Origin of the sequence: Pseudidiomarina sediminum DSM 21906 (assembly GCF_000423165.1) — a bacterium.
GTDB classification, from domain to species: Bacteria; Pseudomonadota; Gammaproteobacteria; order Enterobacterales; family Alteromonadaceae; genus Pseudidiomarina; species Pseudidiomarina sediminum.
In genome coordinates this window covers 1,165,047-1,187,435 of sequence record NZ_KE383983.1, presented here as the reverse complement: position 1 = coordinate 1,187,435, position 22,389 = coordinate 1,165,047, and the positions used below count along the sequence as shown (strand labels likewise).

Annotated in this window: 22 protein-coding genes and 1 pseudogene; 4 read left to right on the top strand and 19 right to left on the bottom strand. The window is 50.7% G+C overall.

Annotated features, from left to right (window positions below; genetic code table 11):
• Positions 1-23: 23 nt before the first annotated feature.
• Positions 24-740: a sulfite exporter TauE/SafE family protein gene (locus G535_RS0111020; RefSeq protein ID WP_026862110.1), complete on the top strand. Its 717-nt coding sequence runs from the start codon at positions 24-26 to the stop codon at positions 738-740.
• Here the strand turns inward: G535_RS0111020 and G535_RS0111015 are convergent.
• The 16 genes from G535_RS0111015 to rpoE form a co-directional block, all read right to left on the bottom strand.
• Positions 729-1,370, bottom strand: a complete 642-nt coding sequence (locus G535_RS0111015) for a hypothetical protein (protein WP_026862109.1) — start codon at positions 1,368-1,370, stop codon at positions 729-731. The two genes, G535_RS0111020 and G535_RS0111015, sit on opposite strands and share 12 nt — an antisense overlap.
• Positions 1,371-1,387: 17 nt before the next feature.
• The gene (gene eno, locus G535_RS0111010; RefSeq protein ID WP_026862108.1) at positions 1,388-2,683 is read right to left on the bottom strand and encodes a phosphopyruvate hydratase; all 1,296 of its coding nucleotides are present in this window, start codon (positions 2,681-2,683) and stop codon (positions 1,388-1,390) included.
• Positions 2,684-2,712: 29 nt separating this feature from the next.
• Positions 2,713-4,350 (bottom strand): CTP synthase, encoded by a 1,638-nt coding sequence (locus G535_RS0111005; RefSeq protein ID WP_026862107.1) that lies wholly within the window; start codon positions 4,348-4,350, stop codon positions 2,713-2,715.
• A gap of 81 nt (positions 4,351-4,431) precedes the next feature.
• On the bottom strand, positions 4,432-5,265 hold the full coding sequence (gene mazG / locus G535_RS0111000; protein WP_338053364.1) for a nucleoside triphosphate pyrophosphohydrolase: 834 nt from the start codon (positions 5,263-5,265) through the stop codon (positions 4,432-4,434).
• On the bottom strand, positions 5,255-7,429 hold the full coding sequence (gene relA, locus G535_RS0110995) for a GTP diphosphokinase (protein ID WP_026862105.1): 2,175 nt from the start codon (positions 7,427-7,429) through the stop codon (positions 5,255-5,257). The genes mazG and relA overlap by 11 nt, the downstream gene beginning before the upstream one ends.
• Before the next feature lie 2 nt (positions 7,430-7,431).
• Positions 7,432-8,757: a 23S rRNA (uracil(1939)-C(5))-methyltransferase RlmD gene (rlmD, locus tag G535_RS0110990; protein ID WP_026862104.1), complete on the bottom strand. Its 1,326-nt coding sequence runs from the start codon at positions 8,755-8,757 to the stop codon at positions 7,432-7,434.
• A 1-nt stretch (position 8,758) separates the two neighbouring features.
• On the bottom strand, positions 8,759-9,526 hold the full coding sequence (gene pdxJ / locus G535_RS0110985) for a pyridoxine 5'-phosphate synthase (RefSeq protein ID WP_026862103.1): 768 nt from the start codon (positions 9,524-9,526) through the stop codon (positions 8,759-8,761).
• The gene (gene recO / locus G535_RS0110980; protein ID WP_051207166.1) at positions 9,526-10,218 is read right to left on the bottom strand and encodes a DNA repair protein RecO; all 693 of its coding nucleotides are present in this window, start codon (positions 10,216-10,218) and stop codon (positions 9,526-9,528) included. The genes pdxJ and recO overlap by 1 nt, the downstream gene beginning before the upstream one ends.
• A gap of 5 nt (positions 10,219-10,223) precedes the next feature.
• Positions 10,224-11,135, bottom strand: coding sequence for a GTPase Era (gene era, locus G535_RS0110975; protein ID WP_051207164.1), 912 nt, complete (start codon positions 11,133-11,135; stop codon positions 10,224-10,226).
• A 4-nt stretch (positions 11,136-11,139) separates the two neighbouring features.
• Complete coding sequence (gene rnc, locus G535_RS0110970) at positions 11,140-11,832, bottom strand: ribonuclease III (RefSeq protein WP_026862100.1); 693 nt, start codon at positions 11,830-11,832, stop codon at positions 11,140-11,142.
• A gap of 2 nt (positions 11,833-11,834) precedes the next feature.
• Positions 11,835-12,758 carry a signal peptidase I gene (gene lepB / locus G535_RS0110965; protein ID WP_026862099.1) on the bottom strand — a complete coding sequence of 308 codons (924 nt, stop codon included), beginning with the start codon at positions 12,756-12,758 and terminating at the stop codon, positions 11,835-11,837.
• A 16-nt stretch (positions 12,759-12,774) separates the two neighbouring features.
• Positions 12,775-14,586 (bottom strand): translation elongation factor 4, encoded by a 1,812-nt coding sequence (lepA, locus tag G535_RS0110960; RefSeq protein ID WP_026862098.1) that lies wholly within the window; start codon positions 14,584-14,586, stop codon positions 12,775-12,777.
• Between the two features lie 89 nt (positions 14,587-14,675).
• Positions 14,676-15,110 carry a SoxR reducing system RseC family protein gene (locus tag G535_RS0110955; protein WP_051207162.1) on the bottom strand — a complete coding sequence of 145 codons (435 nt, stop codon included), beginning with the start codon at positions 15,108-15,110 and terminating at the stop codon, positions 14,676-14,678.
• Between the two features lie 4 nt (positions 15,111-15,114).
• The gene (locus G535_RS0110950) at positions 15,115-16,125 is read right to left on the bottom strand and encodes a MucB/RseB C-terminal domain-containing protein (protein ID WP_026862096.1); all 1,011 of its coding nucleotides are present in this window, start codon (positions 16,123-16,125) and stop codon (positions 15,115-15,117) included.
• Positions 16,115-16,735, bottom strand: a complete 621-nt coding sequence (locus tag G535_RS13520; RefSeq protein WP_051207160.1) for a sigma-E factor negative regulatory protein — start codon at positions 16,733-16,735, stop codon at positions 16,115-16,117. The genes G535_RS0110950 and G535_RS13520 overlap by 11 nt, the downstream gene beginning before the upstream one ends.
• A 17-nt stretch (positions 16,736-16,752) precedes the next feature.
• Entirely contained in the window at positions 16,753-17,331 is a 579-nt protein-coding gene (gene rpoE / locus G535_RS0110940) for an RNA polymerase sigma factor RpoE (RefSeq protein ID WP_026862095.1), read from the bottom strand.
• Between the two features lie 183 nt (positions 17,332-17,514).
• On the opposite strand from rpoE, the gene nadB reads away from it, so the two are divergent.
• A complete protein-coding gene (gene nadB, locus G535_RS0110935) occupies positions 17,515-19,113 on the top strand; it encodes an L-aspartate oxidase (protein WP_026862094.1) in 1,599 nt (532 codons plus the stop codon).
• On the opposite strand, the gene G535_RS0110930 is transcribed toward nadB, so the two are convergent.
• Both G535_RS0110930 and G535_RS0110925 read right to left on the bottom strand, forming a co-directional pair.
• The gene (locus tag G535_RS0110930; protein WP_026862093.1) at positions 19,087-19,383 is read right to left on the bottom strand and encodes a hypothetical protein; all 297 of its coding nucleotides are present in this window, start codon (positions 19,381-19,383) and stop codon (positions 19,087-19,089) included. The two genes, nadB and G535_RS0110930, sit on opposite strands and share 27 nt — an antisense overlap.
• Position 19,384: 1 nt before the next feature.
• Positions 19,385-19,657, bottom strand: coding sequence for an FAD assembly factor SdhE (locus tag G535_RS0110925; protein ID WP_026862092.1), 273 nt, complete (start codon positions 19,655-19,657; stop codon positions 19,385-19,387).
• A 78-nt stretch (positions 19,658-19,735) separates the two neighbouring features.
• Here G535_RS0110925 and ygfZ point away from each other — a divergent pair, with 78 nt between their 5' ends.
• Entirely contained in the window at positions 19,736-20,680 is a 945-nt protein-coding gene (ygfZ, locus tag G535_RS0110920) for a tRNA-modifying protein YgfZ (protein ID WP_026862091.1), read from the top strand.
• The gene (locus G535_RS0110915) at positions 20,677-21,165 is read left to right on the top strand and encodes an FKBP-type peptidyl-prolyl cis-trans isomerase (protein ID WP_026862090.1); all 489 of its coding nucleotides are present in this window, start codon (positions 20,677-20,679) and stop codon (positions 21,163-21,165) included. The genes ygfZ and G535_RS0110915 overlap by 4 nt, the downstream gene beginning before the upstream one ends.
• Positions 21,166-21,804: 639 nt before the next feature.
• On the opposite strand, the pseudogene G535_RS13515 reads toward G535_RS0110915, so the two are convergent.
• Positions 21,805-22,029: pseudogene (locus G535_RS13515) on the bottom strand (integrase core domain-containing protein); the annotation flags it as partial.
• Positions 22,030-22,389: the final 360 nt, after the last annotated feature.

Sequence of the window (22,389 nt, the reverse complement as noted above, 5' to 3'; positions counted from 1 at the left end):
ACCAAGTCATTACGTGGATCACTATGGAATATTACCTTATCGCATTGATTATGCTAACGGGAGCCTTTTTACAAGGAATTACCGGTTTTGGTTCGGGTTTATTAGCCGTCCCTTTATTGAGTTTACTGCTACCGCTGCCCGTATTAACGCCCTTAGTTTCCATCGTCAACGTTTTTATGGCTGGTTATCTGTGCTGGCTGTTGCGCCACTATCTCCACGTACGGCGGTGGCACAGTTTACTCGTCGCTGGCATGCTCGGTTCGCTGCTTGGTAATCAACTGTTACATTGGGTTCCCGTAGCAACGCTCCAGTTAGGTATGGCGCTCCTGGTCATTGGGCTAGGTGTGTTGTTTTGGTTTGGCGTGCAATGGCAGCTGAAAGCAACCCGTCCGTTGCAGGTCGGAGTCGGCCTATTAGCCGGTATCAGCAACGGCGCCCTCACCCTAGGTGGACCACCGGTGGTGTTGTTCTTGACCGCTTCACGATTGCATCAGACCGAGTTTCGAGCCACCTTAGCGGTGTTTTTTCTCGCTATCGGATTAACCAACGTGGTGTCATTTGCCAGTCAAGGCAGCTACCAGAATCTCGATATTACCCTGATTGCGGCGTTACTCGCTGGTGCGATCGCCGGGGCTTACTTAGGGCATCGTGTGAGTGGCAAGTTATCAGAGCAAGTGTTTCGTAAACTGGCCTTGCTGTTGATCATCAGTTCTGGGGTAGTGGCGTTACTAACCCGCTAGTCGATTCCAGTCGATCGCTGCGGCAAGCAATAACTCACGTAACGATAACGTACGCGGATCGATGCGCCCTTTGTGGGACCATTGATGCCCACTTACGGCCGCCTGCATCAGCTGTTTCTCAGGCTTCGCCAGAACAAGATGCGTGCCATCGGCTTCGCAACTTTCGCCATTAAAATCAAACCAACCTGACGCATTGCAATGTACCCGTTGTTGTACCGGATCAATACGGTCAATGGAATCAAGACGAACTTGTTGTAAATGCGGATCAAGGTTCAGCACCGGCACCGAAAGCCCCAACGGGACGTTGCCGCTTTGCAACCACTGGTGTAGCTTTTGCGCGCGGGTTGCTGTGCTTTTAAGCTGGCGCTTTTGGGCTGCCTGCCAACTAGCGTTTTGCACGTCAAGTTCACAGGGGGAGTCGCTTGCCAGCATATCGCGGGCAGCTTTTTGAATGTAGTAACTCAGACTTTTTAAGCGACGCTGCAAGCCTTTGGCTGACGCGACGTCTTGTTGCGCTAGCACCGCTAACTCGCGCTCGTAGAGCGCCGTGCACAATTCAGGGAAAGCAGCCGGGTGATGACCCGGCTGTGGTGTTTCTACGACTTCAAAGATGTCGCGTTGCGCGTTCACAAGTGTGCTACCCGAACTTAATTCGCTGCGCGTACTTCCGCACGACCGCGATACGGTGCTTGTTCATTCAATTCTTGCTCGATTCGCAACAATTGATTGTACTTCGCCACGCGATCCGAGCGACACAGTGAACCGGTTTTGATTTGACCGGCAGCAGTACCGACCGCTAAGTCTGCGATGGTCGCGTCTTCAGTTTCACCTGAACGGTGTGAAATCACCGCGGTGAAGCCTGCTTCCGCTGCCATGCGAATCGCTGCGAGCGTTTCAGTCAAGCTACCGATTTGATTGAACTTGATCAAAATCGAGTTACCGATGTGTTCATCAATACCACGCTTTAAGATCTTGGTATTGGTAACAAACAAGTCATCACCCACCAACTGCACCTTGTCACCAAGACGCTCAGTTAAGATCTTCCAACCGTCCCAGTCACTTTCGTCCAAGCCATCTTCAATCGAAATGATTGGGTAACGCTCACACAAACCAGCGAGGTACTCAGCAAACTCAGCGGCAGTAAATGATTTACCTTCGCCCGACAAGTGGTACTTGCCATCACGGTAGAATTCAGATGCTGCGCAATCTAATGCTAAGGTGATGTCGTCACCCATGCGGTAGCCCGCTTTCTCAACGGCTTCAACGATGACAGCCAAAGCTTCTTCGTTCGAGCTTAAGTTCGGTGCAAAGCCGCCCTCGTCGCCAACAGCAGTACTAAGACCACGGTCTTGCAATACTTTTTTCAACGCATGAAAGACTTCAGCACCCATGCGCAAACCTTCGTGGAAGTTTGCTGCACCTACTGGCTGAATCATGAACTCTTGGATATCAACGTTGTTATCCGCGTGCTCACCACCGTTCAGAATGTTCATCATCGGTAACGGCATGCTGTAGGTGTTCGCAGTACCATTGAGTTGCGCAATGTGCGCATACAAAGGTACACCAGCGCTCGCAGCAGCTGCTTTTGCAGTCGCCAACGACACCGCCAAAATAGCGTTCGCGCCCAAGGTTGCCTTATTTTCAGTAGCATCCAAATCAAGCATGATTTGGTCAACGTTTGCTTGGTCCGCAGCATCCACGCCTTGTAATTTCGGAGCAATACGTTCGTTCACGTTTGCCACCGCTTGCAAAACGCCTTTACCTAAATAACGCGCTTTATCGCCGTCACGTAACTCGAGCGCTTCACGCGAGCCCGTTGAAGCGCCACTTGGCGCAGCAGCACGACCCCAATGGCCATCGCTTAAATGCACATCTACTTCAACGGTTGGGTTTCCACGTGAATCCATGATTTCACGAGCGACAATAGATTGAATAGTTGCCATGTTAAAGCCTTACTCCTGTTGTACGACCGTTAGCCGCGACGTTGCTTTTGATAAATACCAGCGGCTTCAATAAAGCCACGGAACAGCGGATGTCCATCACGCGGTGTTGAGCTGAATTCCGGGTGGAACTGCGCAGCAACAAACCACGGGTGCTCTGGGATCTCAATAATCTCAACCAAGCGATTATCATGCGACCAGCCAGAAACTTTCAAGCCCGCAGCTTCGAGCTTTTCAATGTAAGTGCCGTTGACTTCGTAACGGTGACGGTGACGCTCTTGCACCACATCACTACCGTACAGTGAACGGGCAATAGTGCCTTCAACCAGGTTACACGGCTGCGCGCCAAGACGCATGGTGCCACCAAGGTCAGATTGCTGATCGCGTAACTCTTTTTGCCCTTTAGCGTCCATCCACTCGGTGATCAAACCAACCACAGGGTGTTTTGCATCAGGATCAAACTCGGTGCTGTTCGCACCTTCAAGCTTGGCAACGTGGCGGGCGTATTCAATCAAAGCAATTTGCATACCTAAGCAAATGCCCAAGTATGGAATTTTCTGCTCACGTGCGTATTGTGCCGCCATGATCTTGCCTTGAATACCACGCTCACCGAAGCCGCCAGGTACAATAATGGCATCCACGTCAGCCAATTTGGCAACGCCTTTGCTTTCCACATCTTGTGCATCAATATAACGAATCGTCACCGCCAAACGGTTCTTCAACCCCGCGTGCGCCAAAGCTTCGTTTACTGATTTATAAGCATCAGGAAGTTCGATGTATTTACCGACAAAACCAATGGTGACTTCGCCACTTGGATTCGACTCTTGATACAGCACTTGTTCCCATTCCGACAAGTCAGCTTCCGGACGATCCAAACGGAACCGGTTCACAACTAACTCATCTAGCCCTTGCGACTTCAATACCGCAGGGATTTTGTAAATACTATCGACGTCTTTAAGGCCAATGACCGCGCGCTCTTCAACGTTGGTAAACAACGCAATCTTGCCACGCTCATTCGCAGGTAAGGCACGATCCGAACGGCACACTAGAATGTCTGGCTGAATACCAATCGAACGTAATTCTTTCACTGAGTGCTGCGTAGGCTTGGTTTTTACTTCGCCCGCAGCGCCAAGGAATGGCACTAAGGTCAAGTGCATGAACATCGTACGATCACGCCCAACTTCAGTGGCCAATTGACGAATGGCTTCAAGGAAAGGTTGTGACTCGATGTCACCTACGGTACCGCCAATTTCGATGATGGCAATATCGTAGCCTTCACCACCAGCGACAATACGACGTTTGATTTCGTTGGTGATGTGCGGAATAACTTGGATGGTTGCGCCAAGAAACTCACCACGACGTTCGCGACGAATAATATCTTCGTACACACGTCCGGCAGTGAAGTTGTTTTTCTTGGTCATCCGGGTGCGGATGAAACGCTCATAGTGACCTAGGTCAAGATCCGTTTCTGCACCGTCTTCGGTAACGAACACCTCACCATGTTGGGTTGGGCTCATGGTGCCCGGGTCAACGTTGATATAAGGGTCGAGTTTTAAAATCGTGACTTGTAAGCCACGTGCTTCGAGAATTGCCGCCAATGAAGCTGCAGCAATACCTTTACCCAGCGAAGATACTACACCGCCGGTGACGAAAATATAATTAGTTGTCATGCGAAACCTAAGTCGTCAGGTGAAATGGGAATTGCTTCAAGACGGGAAAATAGTATACCGTAAGGACCCTATTCCGACAATTTAAATTTCGCTCTTTTGCGTGTGTTTAACGCGTTGCCATTGTTCCTCAAGGGCTTCAAGAGATAAAGCTTCAGCACGCAGACCTTGTTCTGCTAAATTTTGTTCAATCGCCTGAAAGCGCTGTTTAAATTTCACATTGGTGCGACGTAAGGCATGTTCCGGATTCACATGCGCATGGCGCGCTAAGTTCACCACGGCGAAAAGCACATCACCTATTTCCGCCTCTAACCCATCGTGATCGACCTCCGCGGCGGCGAGCTCTTCTTCAACTTCGGCGATTTCTTCGCGTATTTTATCCAGTACTGGAGTGATCTCATGCCAATCGAAGCCAACCGTGGCGGCACGCTTTTGTAGCTTCTGCGCCATCAAAATAGCCGGCAAATTATCGGCAATCCCTTCAAATACTGAATCTTGCTGACCTTTCTCAGCGCGCTCTTGCTGTTTGATCGCTTCCCACTGCGCTTTGATTTCGCTATCGGTTTGCGCCTGTTGGTCACCAAACACATGTGGGTGACGACGGATCAGTTTGTCCGCGGTTTGTTGCGCGACTGCATCTAAGTCAAACTGCCCTTGTTCAGCGGTCAACTGGGTATAAAACACCACTTGAAACAACAAGTCGCCGAGCTCGTCTTTGATCGCGGCCAGGTCACCTTCGGTAATCGCCGCGGCCACTTCATAAGCTTCTTCAATGGTGTATGGGATCAAGCTGACTAAGGTTTGCTTAAGATCCCATGGGCAGCCCCCGTTGGGATCACGCAAGCGACGCATCACCTCAACTAACGCTGCCATACCAGGAAACTGTGCGGCGTTTTGCCACGCTGGATTAGACCCCACTTCGCTCAACTTTATGTACTCCTTTCACTTGCAACAACCGTGACACCAAACGTTGTAAAGTGGTTTGCCCGTCCACCACAACCCCCAATGAGATCCGCGCTTGTTGGCTCACAGGGTCTTGTTTGGAATCGAGTTGCGCCACACTGGTTTTCTCATTCGCCAAAATAGAGGTGATGTCGTGCAACAAACCGTTGCGATCATCCGCATCAATCACTAAGTCAGCGCGATAGCGGCCTTGTTCAGCACGGCTCCAGTGCACCTGCAAGCCACGTTCTGGATAGGTTTCCAATAAATGTTTAAGTTGTTCGCAATCACGGTGGTGTACCGATACGCCACGGCCTTGGGTCACAAAGCCCATGATCGGCTCACCCGGGATCGGCTGACAACACTTGGCAAACTGCACCAATAAATTACCAATCCCCTGCACACTTACATCGCCCTGCTTACTGCTTTTCGGTTGGCGTTGTCGCTGCAACCGCTCGAGGCGTTCAGAGGTCGCGTCTGGGGTTGGCTTGAGCTGGTTCACGACTTGATTCAACCGCACATCACCCGCGCCGATTGCCGCTAACAAATCATCTAAGGTATTGAAATTAAAACGCTCGAGTACCGTCGCAGCTTGACTCAACGGAATCGCTAGCTTTTGTAACTCTGCTTCTAACAGCTCACGACCGGCTTTCAAATGCTTGTCGCGATCGAGTTTTTTAAAGTAGGTAACGACCTTGCTTCGTGCCCGTGAGGTACGTAAATAACCTAGCGCAGGGTTCAACCAATCACGCCGCGGCTTCGAGGTTTTCTGGGTTAGTATCTCAACCCGTTCACCATTGCGTAAGCTATAGGTGAAAGGAACGATATGGCCATCGACTTTGGCACCGACACAACGGTGCCCCACTTGGGAGTGAATGTAATAGGCAAAATCTAGTGGCGTTGCACCGTGCGGCAAGTCAACCACTTCACCTTTTGGCGTGAATACGTAAACCCGGTCTTCAAACACCTGAGAACGAATCTCAGCGACCAACTCGTCGTTCTCGGCCATATCTTCATGCCAAGCCAACAACTTCCGTAACCACGCAATTTTTTCTTCAAAACCACCGCTTTTACCGGCATTACCCTCTTTGTACAGCCAGTGGGCAGCGACACCAAGCTCGGCGTCATCGTGCATCGCTTGGGTGCGAATTTGTATTTCGACATGCTTGTCTTCAGGACCGATCACCACCGTGTGAATGGACTGGTAACCATTGGCTTTAGGGGTTGCGATATAGTCATCAAACTCCGACTGAATATGACGCCATTCGCTGTGCACGACACCAAGCGCGGCGTAGCAATCTTTCAGCGAATCGGTGATCACACGTACCGCACGAATATCATACAACTGCTCAAAATCGAGATGCTTCTTCTGCATCTTGCGCCAAATCGAATAAATGTGTTTTGGCCGTCCATAAACGTTCGCACTCACGCCCTGCAACTGCAGTTGCTCCGTTAAGTGCTGCACAAAACTTTCAATATAGTTTTCGCGATCGACGCGGCGTTCTAGCAATTGCTTGGCGATGGCTTTGTAGGTTTGTGGGTGTAAATAGCGAAATGCGAGGTCTTCTAGCTCCCATTTCAGTTGCCCAATGCCCAAGCGGTTGGCCAAGGGTGCGTAGATGTCCTGACACTCTTTCGCCACCAAAACCCGGGTTTCTTCATCAGCGTTTTTCACTTCTCGCAAACGACAGATGCGCTCGGCCAACTTAATCAGCACCGCACGTACGTCCGCCACCATCGACAGCAACATACGCCGGACATTATCAATTTGTTCTACGTTGGGTTTGCCATGCTGGAAGCTTTGCAGTTCGCTAATCATCTGCATCTGCTGCACGGCATCAAGCAGTTCGGCAAGCCGCTCGCCATGATTTTCGGCAATGAACTCGCGACTCAGTTTGTGCGCCTGATAGGCAGGACTGTAGAGCGCGGCCAACAGTGATTCGTCATCAAGATTGAGCGCGGCCAGAATTTCTACCATTTCGCGGCCTTTGAGCACCAGCTCAGGGGCGTCGCTAAGGCCGTCGCGTAAACCTTGTTCACGTTCCGCCAAATGCGCTTTAACTTCAGCGCTCATCACATGCTGTAACCAGTCTCCGTTGTGTTCCGGTTTATCAACATGGGTACTGCGCACATAAACCACCGCTATGCCTCCCGTTCAAACCACGTCAAACACTCAATGTGATGGGTTTGCGGGAACATGTCAATGACTTGCGCCTGTTTTAATACATAGCCGTGTGCAGCCAACACTGCGGCGTCACGCGCTAAGGTATCTGGCGCACACGACACATAAACCACACGCTGCGGCTGTAACTTCACCACTTCCGTAATGGCATGTGCAGCTCCGGCGCGGGCCGGATCGAGTAACACTTTGCTGTAACCTGTTTGAGCCCAAGCATAGTCCTGCCAGGGTTGTTCTAAGTCAGCATGGTATCCCCGCACACTGACGTTCTGCGCTTGCGCATTTTGTTGCAAGCGCTCCACCATTGAGGCGACACCTTCAATGGCCGTAACCTGTGCCCCTTGGCGCGCCATCGGCAGGGTAAAATTACCGCTACCGGCGTACAGCTCAAGCACCTGCTCGCCCGGGGTTAGCGCGAGCCACTCAAGAGCTTGCGCAACCATCATCGGGTTTAAGGCTCCATGCGCCTGTAAGAAATCGCCCGGCTGAAAGGCCAAACTGACATCGGCACTTTGATAATGCGGAACCACCGCCGTTTCACCTTCCGCTAACAAAGGTTGTGGTGCCTGCGTACCGCAGTGTAACCACACCTGCAGTTGCTGTTGTTGCGCAAAATTGAGAAGTTGCTGCACATCATCAGCGCTCGGCCATTGACCTAACCGCAGTACCACAATGCGTTGTTCCGTTTGCAACAGCTCCACGTGCCCAAGCTCACGCACCAAATCAAGCTGCGGCAGCAACGTACGCAGCGGCGCCAACAGCTCGGTAAGTGTGGTGCTAGCGACCAGACAATCGTCAACGGCCACAATGCGCTTACTTTGCGCTTCGCGTAAGCCGAGGGTGAAGCGTTGTCGCTTGCTGTCCCAATGACAGGCTAAGCGTAAACGACGACGGTAGCGCCAGGCATCAGCAGTTAAAGGCGCAAGCCATTGTTGCGGCGCAAGCTGTGCGAACTTTTGGAGTAACTCGTGGACGACACGTTGTTTATGCTCACGTTGTGCTTCGAGTGCATAGTGCTGCATGTCGCAGCCACCGCAACGCTCATAATAGGGGCACGCGGGCGTTTGCCGCGTTGGCGCAGGCGTGGTCACCGCGAGCAATTGGGCGTCGTATTTGCCCTGCAAACGCATGCGGATCACTTCATCGGGCAGCGCTCCAGCAACGAAACGAACACCTTTTGGGGTGCGCACCACGCCCCGGCCTTGATGGTCCAAGCCAACCACCCTTTGCTCGGCCAATTCCACCGCAGCCTTCGGCGTGTGCTTTTGCGGACGATAAAAGCGTGCCATATTAGCCGTGCTGTAAGGCGTTCGCGCGCGCCGTCACCATGATGGCTTTCATATCGCGAACCGCTTGCTCAAGCCCAACCAACACCGCTCGCGCAATAATGGCATGACCAATGTTCAACTCAACCAGTTCCGGCAAGGCCGCAACCGATGCGGTGTTGTGATAATGCAAGCCATGTCCGGCGTTCACTTGAATGCCCGCTGCTTGGGCGTACTTGGCCGCATCATGCAATAACAACAAGCTACGTTGCTGTTCTGCAGCATCGGTTTGTTCCGCATAATGACCCGTATGCAATTCAATTAAGCCCGCGCCGGTCGCAATCGCCGCATCAATTTGCCGCTTGTCGGCATCAATAAATAGCGAGGTTTGAATACCCGCATCGGCAAGACGCGCCACTGCGTCGGTAATTTTTTCTTGTTGCCCCGCAACATCAAGGCCACCTTCAGTGGTGAGTTCTTCACGCTTTTCAGGTACCAAGCAGCAATAGGTCGGACGGGTTCGACACGCGATCGCCAACATTTCGTCGGTCACCGCCATCTCGAGGTTCATCCGGGTTTGAATGGTTTCGGCCAACAAGGCAACGTCACGGTCAGTAATGTGACGACGGTCTTCACGCAAGTGAATGGTAATACCATCAGCGCCGGCCTGTTCGGCAATCGCTGCGGCAGCAACTGGATCGGGATACGCCACACCGCGAGCATTACGCAAGGTTGCGACATGGTCAATGTTGACCCCAAGAAGAATAGGTTGACCTAAAGGAGCATGATGCATTAGTGATTCCTTTTCAGTTGCGAAAACAGTTCTCGACTACGCAAAGGCTGATCGCCGAGATACGGCATCAGCGCATGGCGCATGATGTGCTTCATCGCTTGTAATAAGCTGGGTTCGGATAAATCAAACGCGGCTAAACGTTGCAGGGTTGCGCCAGAGTAGCTGTTGCGCTGCGCTTCAGCAACCCGCCAAAAGCCGTGTTCAGCGACAAACTGATAGTGCCCATCGGCGGCAATAGCGTCGTCGTTGCTGTCGCTGCACCAATCGAACCCATGGCCAAGGTGGCACAACAAGCGCCACTCAAATTCACGCAGCACAGGTTCAATGGCCTCGCCGTGGCCAAGCCGTTCAAGCGTTGCTTGGTAATCGTCAAATAAACCATCGACAGGTTGGTATTGCGAGGTTAACCGCTGCACCAACTCATTGACATAAAAGCCGCTGTAGAGCCCTGTCCCCGTTAAGGGATAGCTCGCTTGGGCAAGCTCAGCATGGCGCAGGGTTTGTAATTCATGACGCCCCTGACTCGTTACGAGTAGCGCCGTAAAAGGTTGTAAAATCGCCCGCCAAGGGCTTTTGGGGCGTCGGGCGCCTTTGGCGACAACCCGGTAACGCCCCTGCTGTTGGGTGAAAAGTTCAACAAGCAAACTGGAATCTTGAAACGGCCAACGATGCAAAACAAAAGCCGGTTCCACGGTGATCAGTCCTCGTTGTAACCTAAGCTACGCAGCGCACGTTCATCGTCCGCCCAACCGCTTTTCACTTTCACCCAAAGTTGCAAATGCACTTTACCGCCGATCCATTTTTCAATGTCACGACGCGCTTCACTACCGATGGTTTTCAGCTTTTGTCCACCGGCACCAATCACCATCCGCTTTTGCCCTTCACGCTCGACCAAAATCAACGCGTTGATATGGGTGGTACCTGAAGGTGCGGTTTGGTAACGTTCAATTTCAACAGTGGTGCTGTACGGCAACTCGTCGCCAGTAAAGCGCATCAATTTTTCCCGCACAATTTCCGCGGTCATAAACCGCATTGAGCGGTCGGTCACATAATCTTCCGGGAAATGGTGCGTGCCCGGCTTCGCATAGCTATGTACCAATGCCCGTAAACCATCGACTTGCGCGCCTGTTTTTGCCGACAACGGAATAATTTCAGCAAAATCATGACGCTCTGCAAGCTTTTGAATGATTGGCAGCAATTCGTTTTTGTCTTTAATCTGGTCAACTTTATTGACCACAAGAATGACCGGACGTGCGCTCTTTTGTAGCTTCGACAACACCAATTCGTCATCGGCGGTCCAACGGTCGGCTTCGACCACAAACAGCACCACTTCAACGCCGCTCAGCGAGCTCGAAGCCGCACGGTTCATCAGGCGATTAATGGCCTTCTTTTCATCTTGGTGCAAACCCGGCGTGTCCACATAAACAATCTGCGTGTCGCCCTCAGTTTCAATACCGAGAATACGATGGCGCGTGGTTTGTGGCTTACTTGAGGTAATACTAATTTTCTGGCCTAAAATACGGTTCAATAACGTCGATTTTCCAACGTTTGGGCGTCCAACGATCGCCACAAACGCCGAGGCAGAATTCATTTCAGCTGGGCTTTCCATCGGCCTATAACTCCTGACCATTTACGTGTTCAAGGGTCAGCTGCGCGGCTTGCTGTTCAGCTTTGCGGCGGCTGGTCCCCGAGCCTAAGACTGGCTCTGCTAATAATTCAGTACTGCAACTCACGGTAAAACGTTGATTGTGTGCTTGACCTTGAATGGTCACCACATCGTACACCGGCAACTGCAGTTGTCGTGCCTGTAAATACTCTTGTAAGCGGGTTTTAGGGTCTTTGTGCCCAGCACCCGGCTGAATAGTTTTCAGTTGCTCATCAAACCAACGCAACACAACGTCACGGCAGTTGGCTAAGTCACTTTCCAGATACATCGCACCTAACAAGGCTTCGACCGCATCGGCAAGAATCGACTCACGACGATGCCCACCACTTTTCAATTCGCCAGGCCCCAGCAACAAGTGCTTGCCAAGGTTAAAACGTTGCGCAATTTTTGCCAAATTGCGACCGCATACTAGTGTGGCCCGCATGCGGCTTAAATCCCCTTCATCAATCTTTGGGAATTTCTCAAACAGCGCTTCACTAACAATAATGCCAAGTACCGAATCGCCTAAAAATTCAAGACGCTCGTTATGTTGGGCACCAGCACTACGATGGGTGAGCGCCTGTTGGAGGCGATCACGGTTGGTAAAAGTATAGCCAAAGGCTTTCTCTAATTCTCGTACAGGTGGCTTGGGTAAGCTCACAACTATTCCACTCCTCCGAGACGTTCCCAACGGATACCTGTTGGTACCCACTGCGGCAACCAGCTCGATGCGCTACGATCCATTTCAAAACTCATCCAAATAAAGACCGCGCGACCGACCAGGTTTTCCTCCGGTACAAAGCCCCAAAAACGGCTGTCTTCAGAATTATCGCGGTTATCTCCCATGACGAAATACTGCCCTTCTGGCACGATCCATTCGTCGCGAGCCGTTCCTTGCTGTTTAAAGTAGAAACGGTCGCTACCACCAAGGGTTGGATCAACCAAGGTGCTGTGTTTCGTTTCGCCAAGGTATTCGTCGTACTGTTCAAGCGGCGTTGATTTATTAAAGTAAATCGCGTCAGAACGCACTAAGGTACGTTCAATCACACGAGGTGCTGGGCAATCATTCCCCGCAGCATCACACGCCGGTTGGATGTATAAGGTTTTATTCCGATAAATAATCCGATCACCAGGCAAGCCAACCACACGTTTGATGTAGTCGTATTGCGGATCAGGTGGGAATTTAAATACCGCAACTTCACCACGTTCAGGTCGGTCAATTTCGAGCAACTCGCTGCGCCAAATGGGATCGCGCAAGCTATAGCTGAATTTCTCAACCAAGATAAAGTCACCTTCCAACAAGGTCGGCATCATTGACGCTGACGGAATACGAAAAGGCTCGTAAACAAACGAACGTAGCAACAAAATAACGAACAAGATCGGAAACACCGACTGCGCAAATTCAGCAATGCCGCTTTGCGGTGCAATACGCTGGCCGTCTTCCTCTGTCAATTCCTGTTGCAGGCGTTTTTCTTCGTCAGCGATACGCTGTTGACGCTTCGGCTTAAGCACTTGCGCGTCGAACAACCAAATCAAACCGAAGACGATTGTTACAATCGTCAGTAACATTGCGTAAAAGTTTGCCATGTTCTACCTTGTCGTCTTATTTCCCTACCTTCAGCACCGCCAAGAAGGCTTCTTGCGGTACCTCAACGTTCCCTAACTGCTTCATCCGCTTCTTACCTTCTTTCTGCTTCTGCAACAGTTTCTTCTTCCGGCTCACGTCACCGCCGTAACATTTTGCGGTTACGTTTTTACGCAACTGCTTCACGGTAGAACGGGCAATAACATGGTTGCCAATAGTGGCCTGAATAGCGATGTCGAACATTTGACGTGGAATCAATTCACGCATCTTATCGACCAACTCACGGCCACGCCCTTGCGCGTTATCACGGTGCGTAATCATTGCCAAAGCATCGACACGCTCACCGTTAATAAGTACGTCAACACGCACCATGTCAGCTTCTTGGAAGCGTTTGAACTGATAGTCCAATGACGCATAACCACGCGACGTTGATTTCAAGCGGTCAAAGAAATCCATCACCACTTCAGCCATCGGCAGTTCGTAGGTCACCGCTACTTGTTTACCGTGGTACGCCATTTTGGTTTGCAAGCCACGTTTATCAACACACAAGGTGATGACGTTACCGAGGTAGTCTTGCGGTACCAAAATATTTGCTTCAACAATCGGCTCATAAATGGTTTCGATGTCATTTACCGGCGGTAAGTTCGACGGGTTGTCGACATTTAGCGTGCGGCCATCGGTGGTTTCAACTTTATACACTACGGTCGGCGCAGTGGTGATAAGGTCGATATCATACTCACGCTCAAGACGTTCTTGAATGATTTCCATGTGCAACATGCCCAAAAAACCACAACGGAAACCAAAGCCCAACGCGGTTGAGTTCTCTGGCTCGTAGAACAATGAGGCATCGTTCAACGACAATTTACCCAAGGCATCACGGAAGGCTTCATAGTCGTCCGAGGAAATCGGGAACATACCCGCATAAACCTGTGGTTTGACGCGTTGGAAACCAGGTAACGGCGCATCCGCTTCAGCTTTGTGAAGGGTTAAGGTATCCCCCACTGGCGCCCCGAGAATGTCTTTAATGCCGGCAATCACGTAGCCTACTTCGCCGCAACGCAAAATACCGGTTTCGGTTTGCTTCGGAGAGAAAAAGCCGACTTTATCGATTTGGTGGACTTGTCCCGTCGACATCACTTTCATTTTGTCGCCCGAGCGTAAGGTACCGTTTTTCACCCGTACCAACGACACAACACCTTGATAATTATCGAACCAAGAGTCGATGATCAAGGCTTGCACCGGCGCGTCTGGATCGCCCTGCGGTGGTGGGATCTGCTTGACGATGCGCTCAAGCACGTCGTGAATACCAATTCCGGTTTTGGCAGAACACTGCACCGCATCAACGGCTTCGATACCGACGATATCTTCAATCTCTTCCGCCACACGCATAGGATCAGCCTGTGGCAAGTCAATTTTGTTCAGTACTGGGACGACTTCGAGGTCCATCTCAATCGCCGTATAGCAGTTCGCCAAGGTCTGAGCTTCTACACCTTGCGCTGCGTCAACCACTAAGAGTGCCCCTTCACAACCGGCCAAACTGCGCGAGACTTCATAAGAGAAGTCAACGTGTCCCGGCGTGTCGATGAAGTTTAACTGATAGGTTTCACCATCTTCAGCGGTGTAGTGCAAGGTGACACTCTGCGCTTTGATGGTAATGCCACGCTCACGCTCTAGATCCATTGAATCTAGTACCTGCGCCGCCATTTCGCGGTCGGTCAAGCCGCCGCAATGCTGGATCAATCGGTCCGACAAGGTCGATTTACCGTGATCAATGTGTGCAATAATCGAAAAGTTTCGAATATTCGCTTGCTTAAACGCCTTCTCTGGCATTCATGCCCCCGCAACTGCTAAATGAATAACGTGAATAACCGCTGATCATACTGATAATACGGCTCAGAACAAAGGACTTTCGGGCGATTTCAGAGTAATTGTTGCACTTTCAAGAACTGACTCACTTGGATATCGCGACGCTTGAACCACTGTTTCAAGGCCCAAAATGAACCAATAAACGCCGTAAACGCCGCAATAATGGTCACGCCTTCACTGAAACCCAACAGGCTTTGACTCAGTACCGCCATGACGAACAAGGCGATCAATGGCACGCCATAGATCAGTAACGAGGCTTGTGTAAGCATTTGTTCAGGGAGTAGCAATTCGACCTGCTCGCCAACGCTGAACTCGCCCGCAGGACGGTTCACACGAAAGGTCGCGCGACGATCAGAAAAGGCTTTTGAAATCACCCCTGCACCACAGGTGTTCTGTTGTGCACAACTGCCGCAGCCGGTTTTCAGCTCGGTGCTCACCTCGAGGTAATCGTCTGCAATGGTTTGAATGGTTGCCAATTCACGAATCATAGGGTTACTGCTCCGGCGCTGCCGCCGCCATATTTTCCGCGATCCGTTGAAGGGTCGCCACCGGCAGTTTGCCCACTACGGTAATGGCATGGTTTTGCAATGAGGTATTGTAAATCGACTCCGGCCCTTGCAAACCAAGCTCAGGCAAGGATTGTGCTTCGCGCTCGGTAACGTACACCGAGACTTCCGTCAAGCCATCGCTAAATAAGAAATAATCGGTCGGCAACCGCGTTGCGGCTAAATTCCGATGGGTTTGCCGTAGCAATTTGAAGCCGCTCGGTAGCCACTGTGGCTGAATGCTAAATTGCAGCGGCTGACGTTGGCGTAACTCATGTAAACGCGGTGGACGCGGAATACCACGCAAGTCGCTTAAACTGATCGGCATGCTCTCGCGCTCTTGGAAGGTGGTCAGTTGCAACTGCTCTAACACTTCACCTTGCGGCGTCATCATCTGCATTTTTAACAGCATGCCCGATTCACTATCGATCCACAGCCCATAGTGATAACGGTCGTTGTCGCTACTAAGAATACGCAAGTAATGGGTTTCGCGGCCGGTCACCCGTACGCCCCGCCCGGCCGCACGCACTTGATAATGCGGTTGCAAGGCAGCGAAGTTTTGGTAGAAGGCTGCGGGCAACAAGCCATAAGTGACATCACTACGTAAGGTGTAGGAGTCATCGGTTGGCTGAAAATAGTACGAGGTATCTTCGCCTAAACGCACAATGCGGGTGTCTGGGCCATTGAGCATAACAATCAACTCGGCTTCGAGGCCATCGCTATAGGTACCGTGCAACCAAGTCATAGGTTCAAGACGCGTACCTGAACTGCGCACTAACGTGGCTTCAAAATTCAGTTCACGCAATGCGCGTGCCATCTCATTGAAGCCCTGCTCAGCAAGTGTAGATGCCGGAGCGGTTGCGCTATTGGAAGCTTGAGATTGTGCGTAGACGGGAGAAAAGGCTGTCATCACTAGCAGCCCGCTGAGCAGGCTGCCACTGACAAACTTAGTTACCATTCGAGACGCGTTGTGGCGTTTCGTCTGAAAGTGTTTCTGATTCGCTTTGAATTTGCTCATCTAACTGCTGTGCCTGCAAAGAAAGCTGAAGTTGCTGGTTATGGTCAAGTAAATAGAACTGCAATAACCGACGTTGTTGCGCAAGCTCTGCTTGGGTAGGCTCGCTGCTTTGTAAAACCGTATTGTAGCTAACTGGGCTGCGTCCGCCAATTGGCGTGGTCGCAAAGGCCGGTTCAACGCTTTGCTCTGGATCAATAGGCTGCGTTTGTTGCACCGTCAATACCGCGACCAAGGCGACACTGGCAGCAATCGCAACACTACCAGCTGGGCGCAACCAACGTTGTAAACGCTGCTTCCCAAAGCGCCCCTGCACGACTTGCGTTGGCGCACTTTCTTGCGCAACTTGTGCCGCTACCGCCGCGCTAATATCTAGAGGTTGTTGTGCGCTCGCTTCATTTTTCATGATGCGGCCCATCAATGCGTACCGTCCCCACGCTTGCTGCGCATCGGTGTCGCTTAACAAAGTATCAATATGCTGCGCTTGCTCACGCGCATCATGCACGGCGTCATCGAGCAATGCTGATACTTGTTCATAGCTACGGTCTGTCATAAAGTTTCCTCAGTTAATTAGCGCTCTAAGAGTGGTCTTAGTTGCGCATCAATCGCTTCTCGGGCTCGGAAAATGCGTGAACGTACTGTACCAATTGGACAGTCCATTTCAATGGCAATCTCTTCATAACCCAGCCCTTCAATTTCTCGTAAGGTGATGGCACGGCGTAAATCATCTGGCAACGCCTCTATTGTGTTCATCACTACATCGCGAATCTCATCGGTGAGTAGCAAGCTCTCCGGTGACGCTCCGTCGCGTAACGCCCCTGCTCCCTCTAAGTAATCGGCTTCACCAGCATCGACATCGGTCGCAGGTGGTTTGCGTCCTTGCGCAACCAAATAATTCTTCGCAGTGTTCACTGCAATGCGATAAAGCCATGTATAGAAGGCACTATCGCCACGAAAACTTCCTATCGCTCGATAGGCTTTTACAAACGCTTCTTGCGCAACATCAGGCACATCGGCCGCCTGTTTAACGTAACGTGAAATCAGGCTCATTACTTTGTGCTGATATTTTTGCACCAACAAGTTAAAGGCTTGCTGGTCGCCCTGTTGCACACGCAACACGAGCGCTTTATCAGTTTCTTGTTCGCTCATCTGAGCCTGTTCTCCTCAACCCAAACCTTGTACTGCGAACCAGGCCCAACCATTCCAGTTTTTCACACTGCAAAGTCTGACCAAGCCTTTCGCAAAAAGTTCGCAAAAAATTTCTAAAAGAGTAAAATCGCGCTATTCCATTGGCAAAACAGCGCGTTGCGCTCTACGAGTAGTCTTTACTTTATGGAACACGTCATTGATTATCAATGCGATGTGCTCATTATCGGCAGCGGTGCTGCTGGTTTAACACTCGCTTTACATCTTGCCGACGCAGCCAAGGTCATGGTGCTCTCAAAAGGCCCCTTGACGGAAGGCTCAACCTATTATGCTCAAGGCGGCATTGCCGCTGTCTTTGATGAGAATGATAGCATTGAAAGCCACATTCAAGATACCTTGGTGGCTGGGGCTGGCCTGTGCGACCCTGAAGCTGTTGCCTTTACCACCTCAAATGCGAAGAAAAGTTTACAGTGGTTGATTGAAATGGGCGTGGGCTTTGATCGCGTTGACGCTGCCAATGGTGAGAGCAAATTCCATCTCAACCAAGAAGGTGGTCATAGCCATCGCCGCATTTTACATGCCGCAGATGCGACCGGCAAAGCCGTGCAAACCACCTTGGTTGAACAAGTGCGTCAGCACCCAAACATTCAGGTATTGGAACGCTATAACGCCGTTGACCTTATTACCTCGCGCCACACCCAGCAGCCCCAACGCGTTTACGGCGCCTACATTTGGAACCGTGCCGCGGAACGCGTCGAAACGGTCGCAGCGAAATTCGTGGCCTTGGCCACCGGTGGTGCCAGTAAAGTGTATCAGTACACTTCAAACCCCGATGTTGCCAGCGGTGACGGCATTGCCATGGCTTGGCGTGCAGGATGTCGCGTTGCCAACATGGAATTCAATCAGTTTCATCCGACCTGCTTGTTCCACCCTAACGCGCAATCCTTCTTGCTCACCGAAGCGCTGCGTGGTGAAGGCGCCTATTTGAAACGGCCTGATGGTAGCCGCTTTATGCCGGACTTCCACGAAGCGGCCGAGCTCGCGCCACGCGATGTAGTAGCCCGTGCCATTGACTATGAAATGAAGCGCCTTGGCGCCGATTGCATGTATTTGGATATCTCGCACAAACCCGCCGAGTTTATTCGCGAGCACTTCCCGACCATTTATGAGAAGTGCTTGGGGTTAGGCATTGATATTACTCAGCAACCGATGCCTGTGGTGCCTGCGGCGCATTACACCTGTGGTGGCGTAATGACCAACCTGGCCGCGCAAACGGATATTCCCCATTTGTATGCGATCGGCGAAGTCGCCTACACCGGCTTACACGGCGCCAACCGCATGGCCAGTAACTCATTGTTGGAGTGTCTCGTATTCGCGCAAGCGGCAGCCGCAGATATTTGCGAGGGTTTAGCCGATGCTGAGTTCAACTTTGACTTGCCACGCTGGGATGAAAGTAAAGTCACGAATTCAGACGAAGAAGTGATCATCCAGCACAACTGGCACGAGCTGCGCCTGTTTATGTGGGACTACGTGGGTATTGTGCGCACCACCAAGCGCTTAGAACGGGCCTTGCGTCGCATTGAGTTGTTACAGCAAGAGATCAACGAGTACTACAGCCACTTCCGCGTCAGCAACAACCTGCTGGAGTTACGTAACTTGGTACAAGTGGCGGAACTGATCGTGCGCTCGGCCATGCAGCGGAAAGAAAGCCGTGGCCTGCATTACACGCTCGACTACCCAGAGCTGGCCGAAAACCCGTTACCGACGTTGCTGTCGCCAAACTAAAGCCATGCGCCGACAACGCGCAAAGCTCAAACCATCCGTCCAAGCATGACAACACAGCCACCATCGCGGTGGCTGTGGTTGGCCGTTCCCTTCCACCCGTCGAAAATAAATCGCCACCCACCAAGGGGTGATAAAAATCCAGTGTGGGGCACCTAACACGGTTGCGTGATAATGGTCTAAACGACGTAAGGTGAAGTGTTCAGGCTCGATGGCCCAAACGGAAGCGGCGATCGGCAGCCAACGCCAAGGCGACTGACTGCACAACCACATCTTAAACTTTAACGCGGCTTAAGATGAACTCGACCATGCCTCGGAGCTCTTCGTCTTCACAAGGCTGATGGCCCATAAACCAGGCAAATAAATCAGGGTCATCGCAAGTCAACAAGCGACGGAACACGTCTTGTTGCTGTTCATCTAAATCATCGTACGCCTCTTCAACAAACGGCGCGAATAATACGTCAAGCTCCAGCATGCCGCGACGACAAGCCCAACGAAGGCGGTTTTTATTCCGCAATGAATCGGCATTTTGCTGCAATTTTTCCATAAGTTCTTACAACGTCTCTTGTATAATGAAAAACAGTCCCCACCTATCGAACATAGATGCGAAACAACGAGGTTTACCGTGTTGACGACAGAGTTTACCAAAGCTACACCAGAATACGTAACTGTTTCCCTCACCGATCATGGTGTCTTACAGGTGAGTGGCCCTGACGCCATCAGCTTTTTACAAGGCCAATTGACCTGTGACTTAAAACAATTACGCGATGATTCATGGCGTTACGGTGCCTACTGCGACGCAAAAGGTAAAACACTCGGAACGTTCTGGTTGTTCGGGAGCGGTGAATGCGTACAACTGGTTGCGTCGCAACCTGCACTTGAAGCAATCAAAGCGCAATTACAGAAATACGGCATCTTTAACAAAATTGAAATTAGCGATGTGACCGACCAGTACCAATTGTTCGGCGTATTTGGCTCGGCGGCCCCTGCCCGCTTGGCAGAATTATTGGGCGCACCTCTGGCGGAAGCCGAACAGGCAGCTGTCAGCCGCACCGAACAGGCCACCATACTGAGCCTGGGCGCACATCCTGATCAATACTTATGCCTCAACCGAGGTGAAGCTTTTCCTACCAACTCTGCTGAAAGCTTATGGCAAGCACTTGAAATCGAGCGTGGCCGACCGGCCCTGTTTTCAGGTACAATAGCGGAGTTTGTGCCCCAAATGCTGAATGTACAAGCCCTCGGCGGCATCAGCTTTAACAAGGGGTGTTATATCGGCCAAGAGACGGTTGCCCGAATGAAATATTTGGGTAAGCAAAAGCGTGCACTTTATCGCCTACGTGGACACGGTCAATTAGTGTCAGCAGGAGCAACTGTTGAACAACAATTGGGTGAAAACTGGCGTCGTGCAGGTACGGTAATTAATGCAGTGAGCCGTGCTGAACAAACGCTGGATGTGTTAGCGGTATTGCCGAGTGATCTCGACAATGACGTACGTTTACGCATCAAAGATGATGACGTGAGTCTCTTGGAAATTTACCCACTGCCTTATACATTGGACGAATCATGACTCAAACCATTAGCCAAGATAAAGTTGTCGGCATTCACTACACCGTGAAAACCGCTGAAGGCCAATTGCTTGATCAATCACAAGAAGGTCAACCGCTACAATTCATCTTTGGTCGCGGCATGTTGATTAAAGGCCTTGAAAATGCGTTAGCTGGCAAAGCTACTGGCGACAAATTCAATGCTGACATCGCACCTGAAGATGCTTACGGCGAGCGCCATGACGGCCTCATCCAAACCGTACCGCGCAACTTGTTCGGCGACAACCCAGTTGAGCCAGGCATGCAGTTCCGCGCAAGCACCGACCACGGTGAGCAATCAGTGATCATCGTTGAAGTGAGCGACGACGAAGTCACCGTTGACGGTAACCACCCATTAGCAGGTAAAGCATTAAGCTTCGACGTTGAAGTTGTTGAAGTACGTGACGCTGACCAAAGCGAACTTGACCACGGTCACGTTCACGCCGACGGCAACCACAACCACGACTAAGTCGCCCGACTTACTCAGCTTTAAACGTAAAAACGCACCTTCGGGTGCGTTTTTTTGTGGGTCAAGTATACACGCTCAGCACTTCGTATAACTTTTGTTGTTGACTACTTGCTATCTATTAGGAATATTACTATTTGGATACATATTTAACTCTAGCTTAACACTGCAAGTTAACTCATTGAATCATAAACCGAAACCAATCAACTAAAGAGAACTTAAATTGAAATTTCTAAATTATCTTTTTGACTCAAAACATATAGATTCTTGGTTTAGGTGGTTAAGCTGGGTATCTCTAACAGCAGCTGTTACATATGCTTGGTGGAAGACTGATAACCATTTCATTTTACCCTTTGTTTTAATAAGTATTGTGTATACTTGGATATCGTTGCATAAAGGCTTTGGTGTGTTCCTGAAACCACTTTTCATAAATTTTCTAGAGGATAGCGAATTCGCAAATATTCTTAGTCTCATAGTTGCTGGAACCTTCACTATTTATGCAATCGTCGCCTTAACGTCTCTACTTGATGGACTACTCAAAGCATCACTCTGAATTTTTTAGAAACCTATATGTAAACTCGTATCTAGGAAGCAATGACAGGCCCCCATTATTAGAACCACTCGAGGAATGAATTGAGCTGTTCAATTTTCAATGGATGCCACGAACTGCAAGGGTGGCAGGTTATTTAAAGCCCGGTGAGGTCGACTCTTGTTATAGTCATCGCGCCAAGCTTCGATTTTTAATTTAGCATCGGTTAGCGATTCGAACCAGTGACAGTTAAGGCACTCATCGCGAAAACTGCCGTTCAGTGACTCGATGTAGGCATTATCTGTTGGCTTACCAGGACGAGAGAACACTAGCGTCACCTTGTAGGTCGGTCATTTGTCCTGCAAACCCGCAAATTCTCTGCCATTATCCCAATGAATGCGGTTTGTTGTGACATCCATATCGGGGTGGATCTTGTATAACTCTTAATAAGTCGTTTCATCGGAAAAGCCCGTAAACTCAACGTAACTGTAGGTCCACTTCGGGCACCAAGCCGATACTTGCTAATGAGCGAAGACTGGACGTTAGAGTCTTACCTTACTTAATCGCTCACCCTGCTCATCTTTATTCGTAAGCGTTTTGGCCTGCGAATTTGAAGCCGCGTATTTATCTCTGCGTTAATGAGCAATTTGTTATTGTGTTGTTTATTTAATTCGTTTATTGTCAATAACATATAAAGG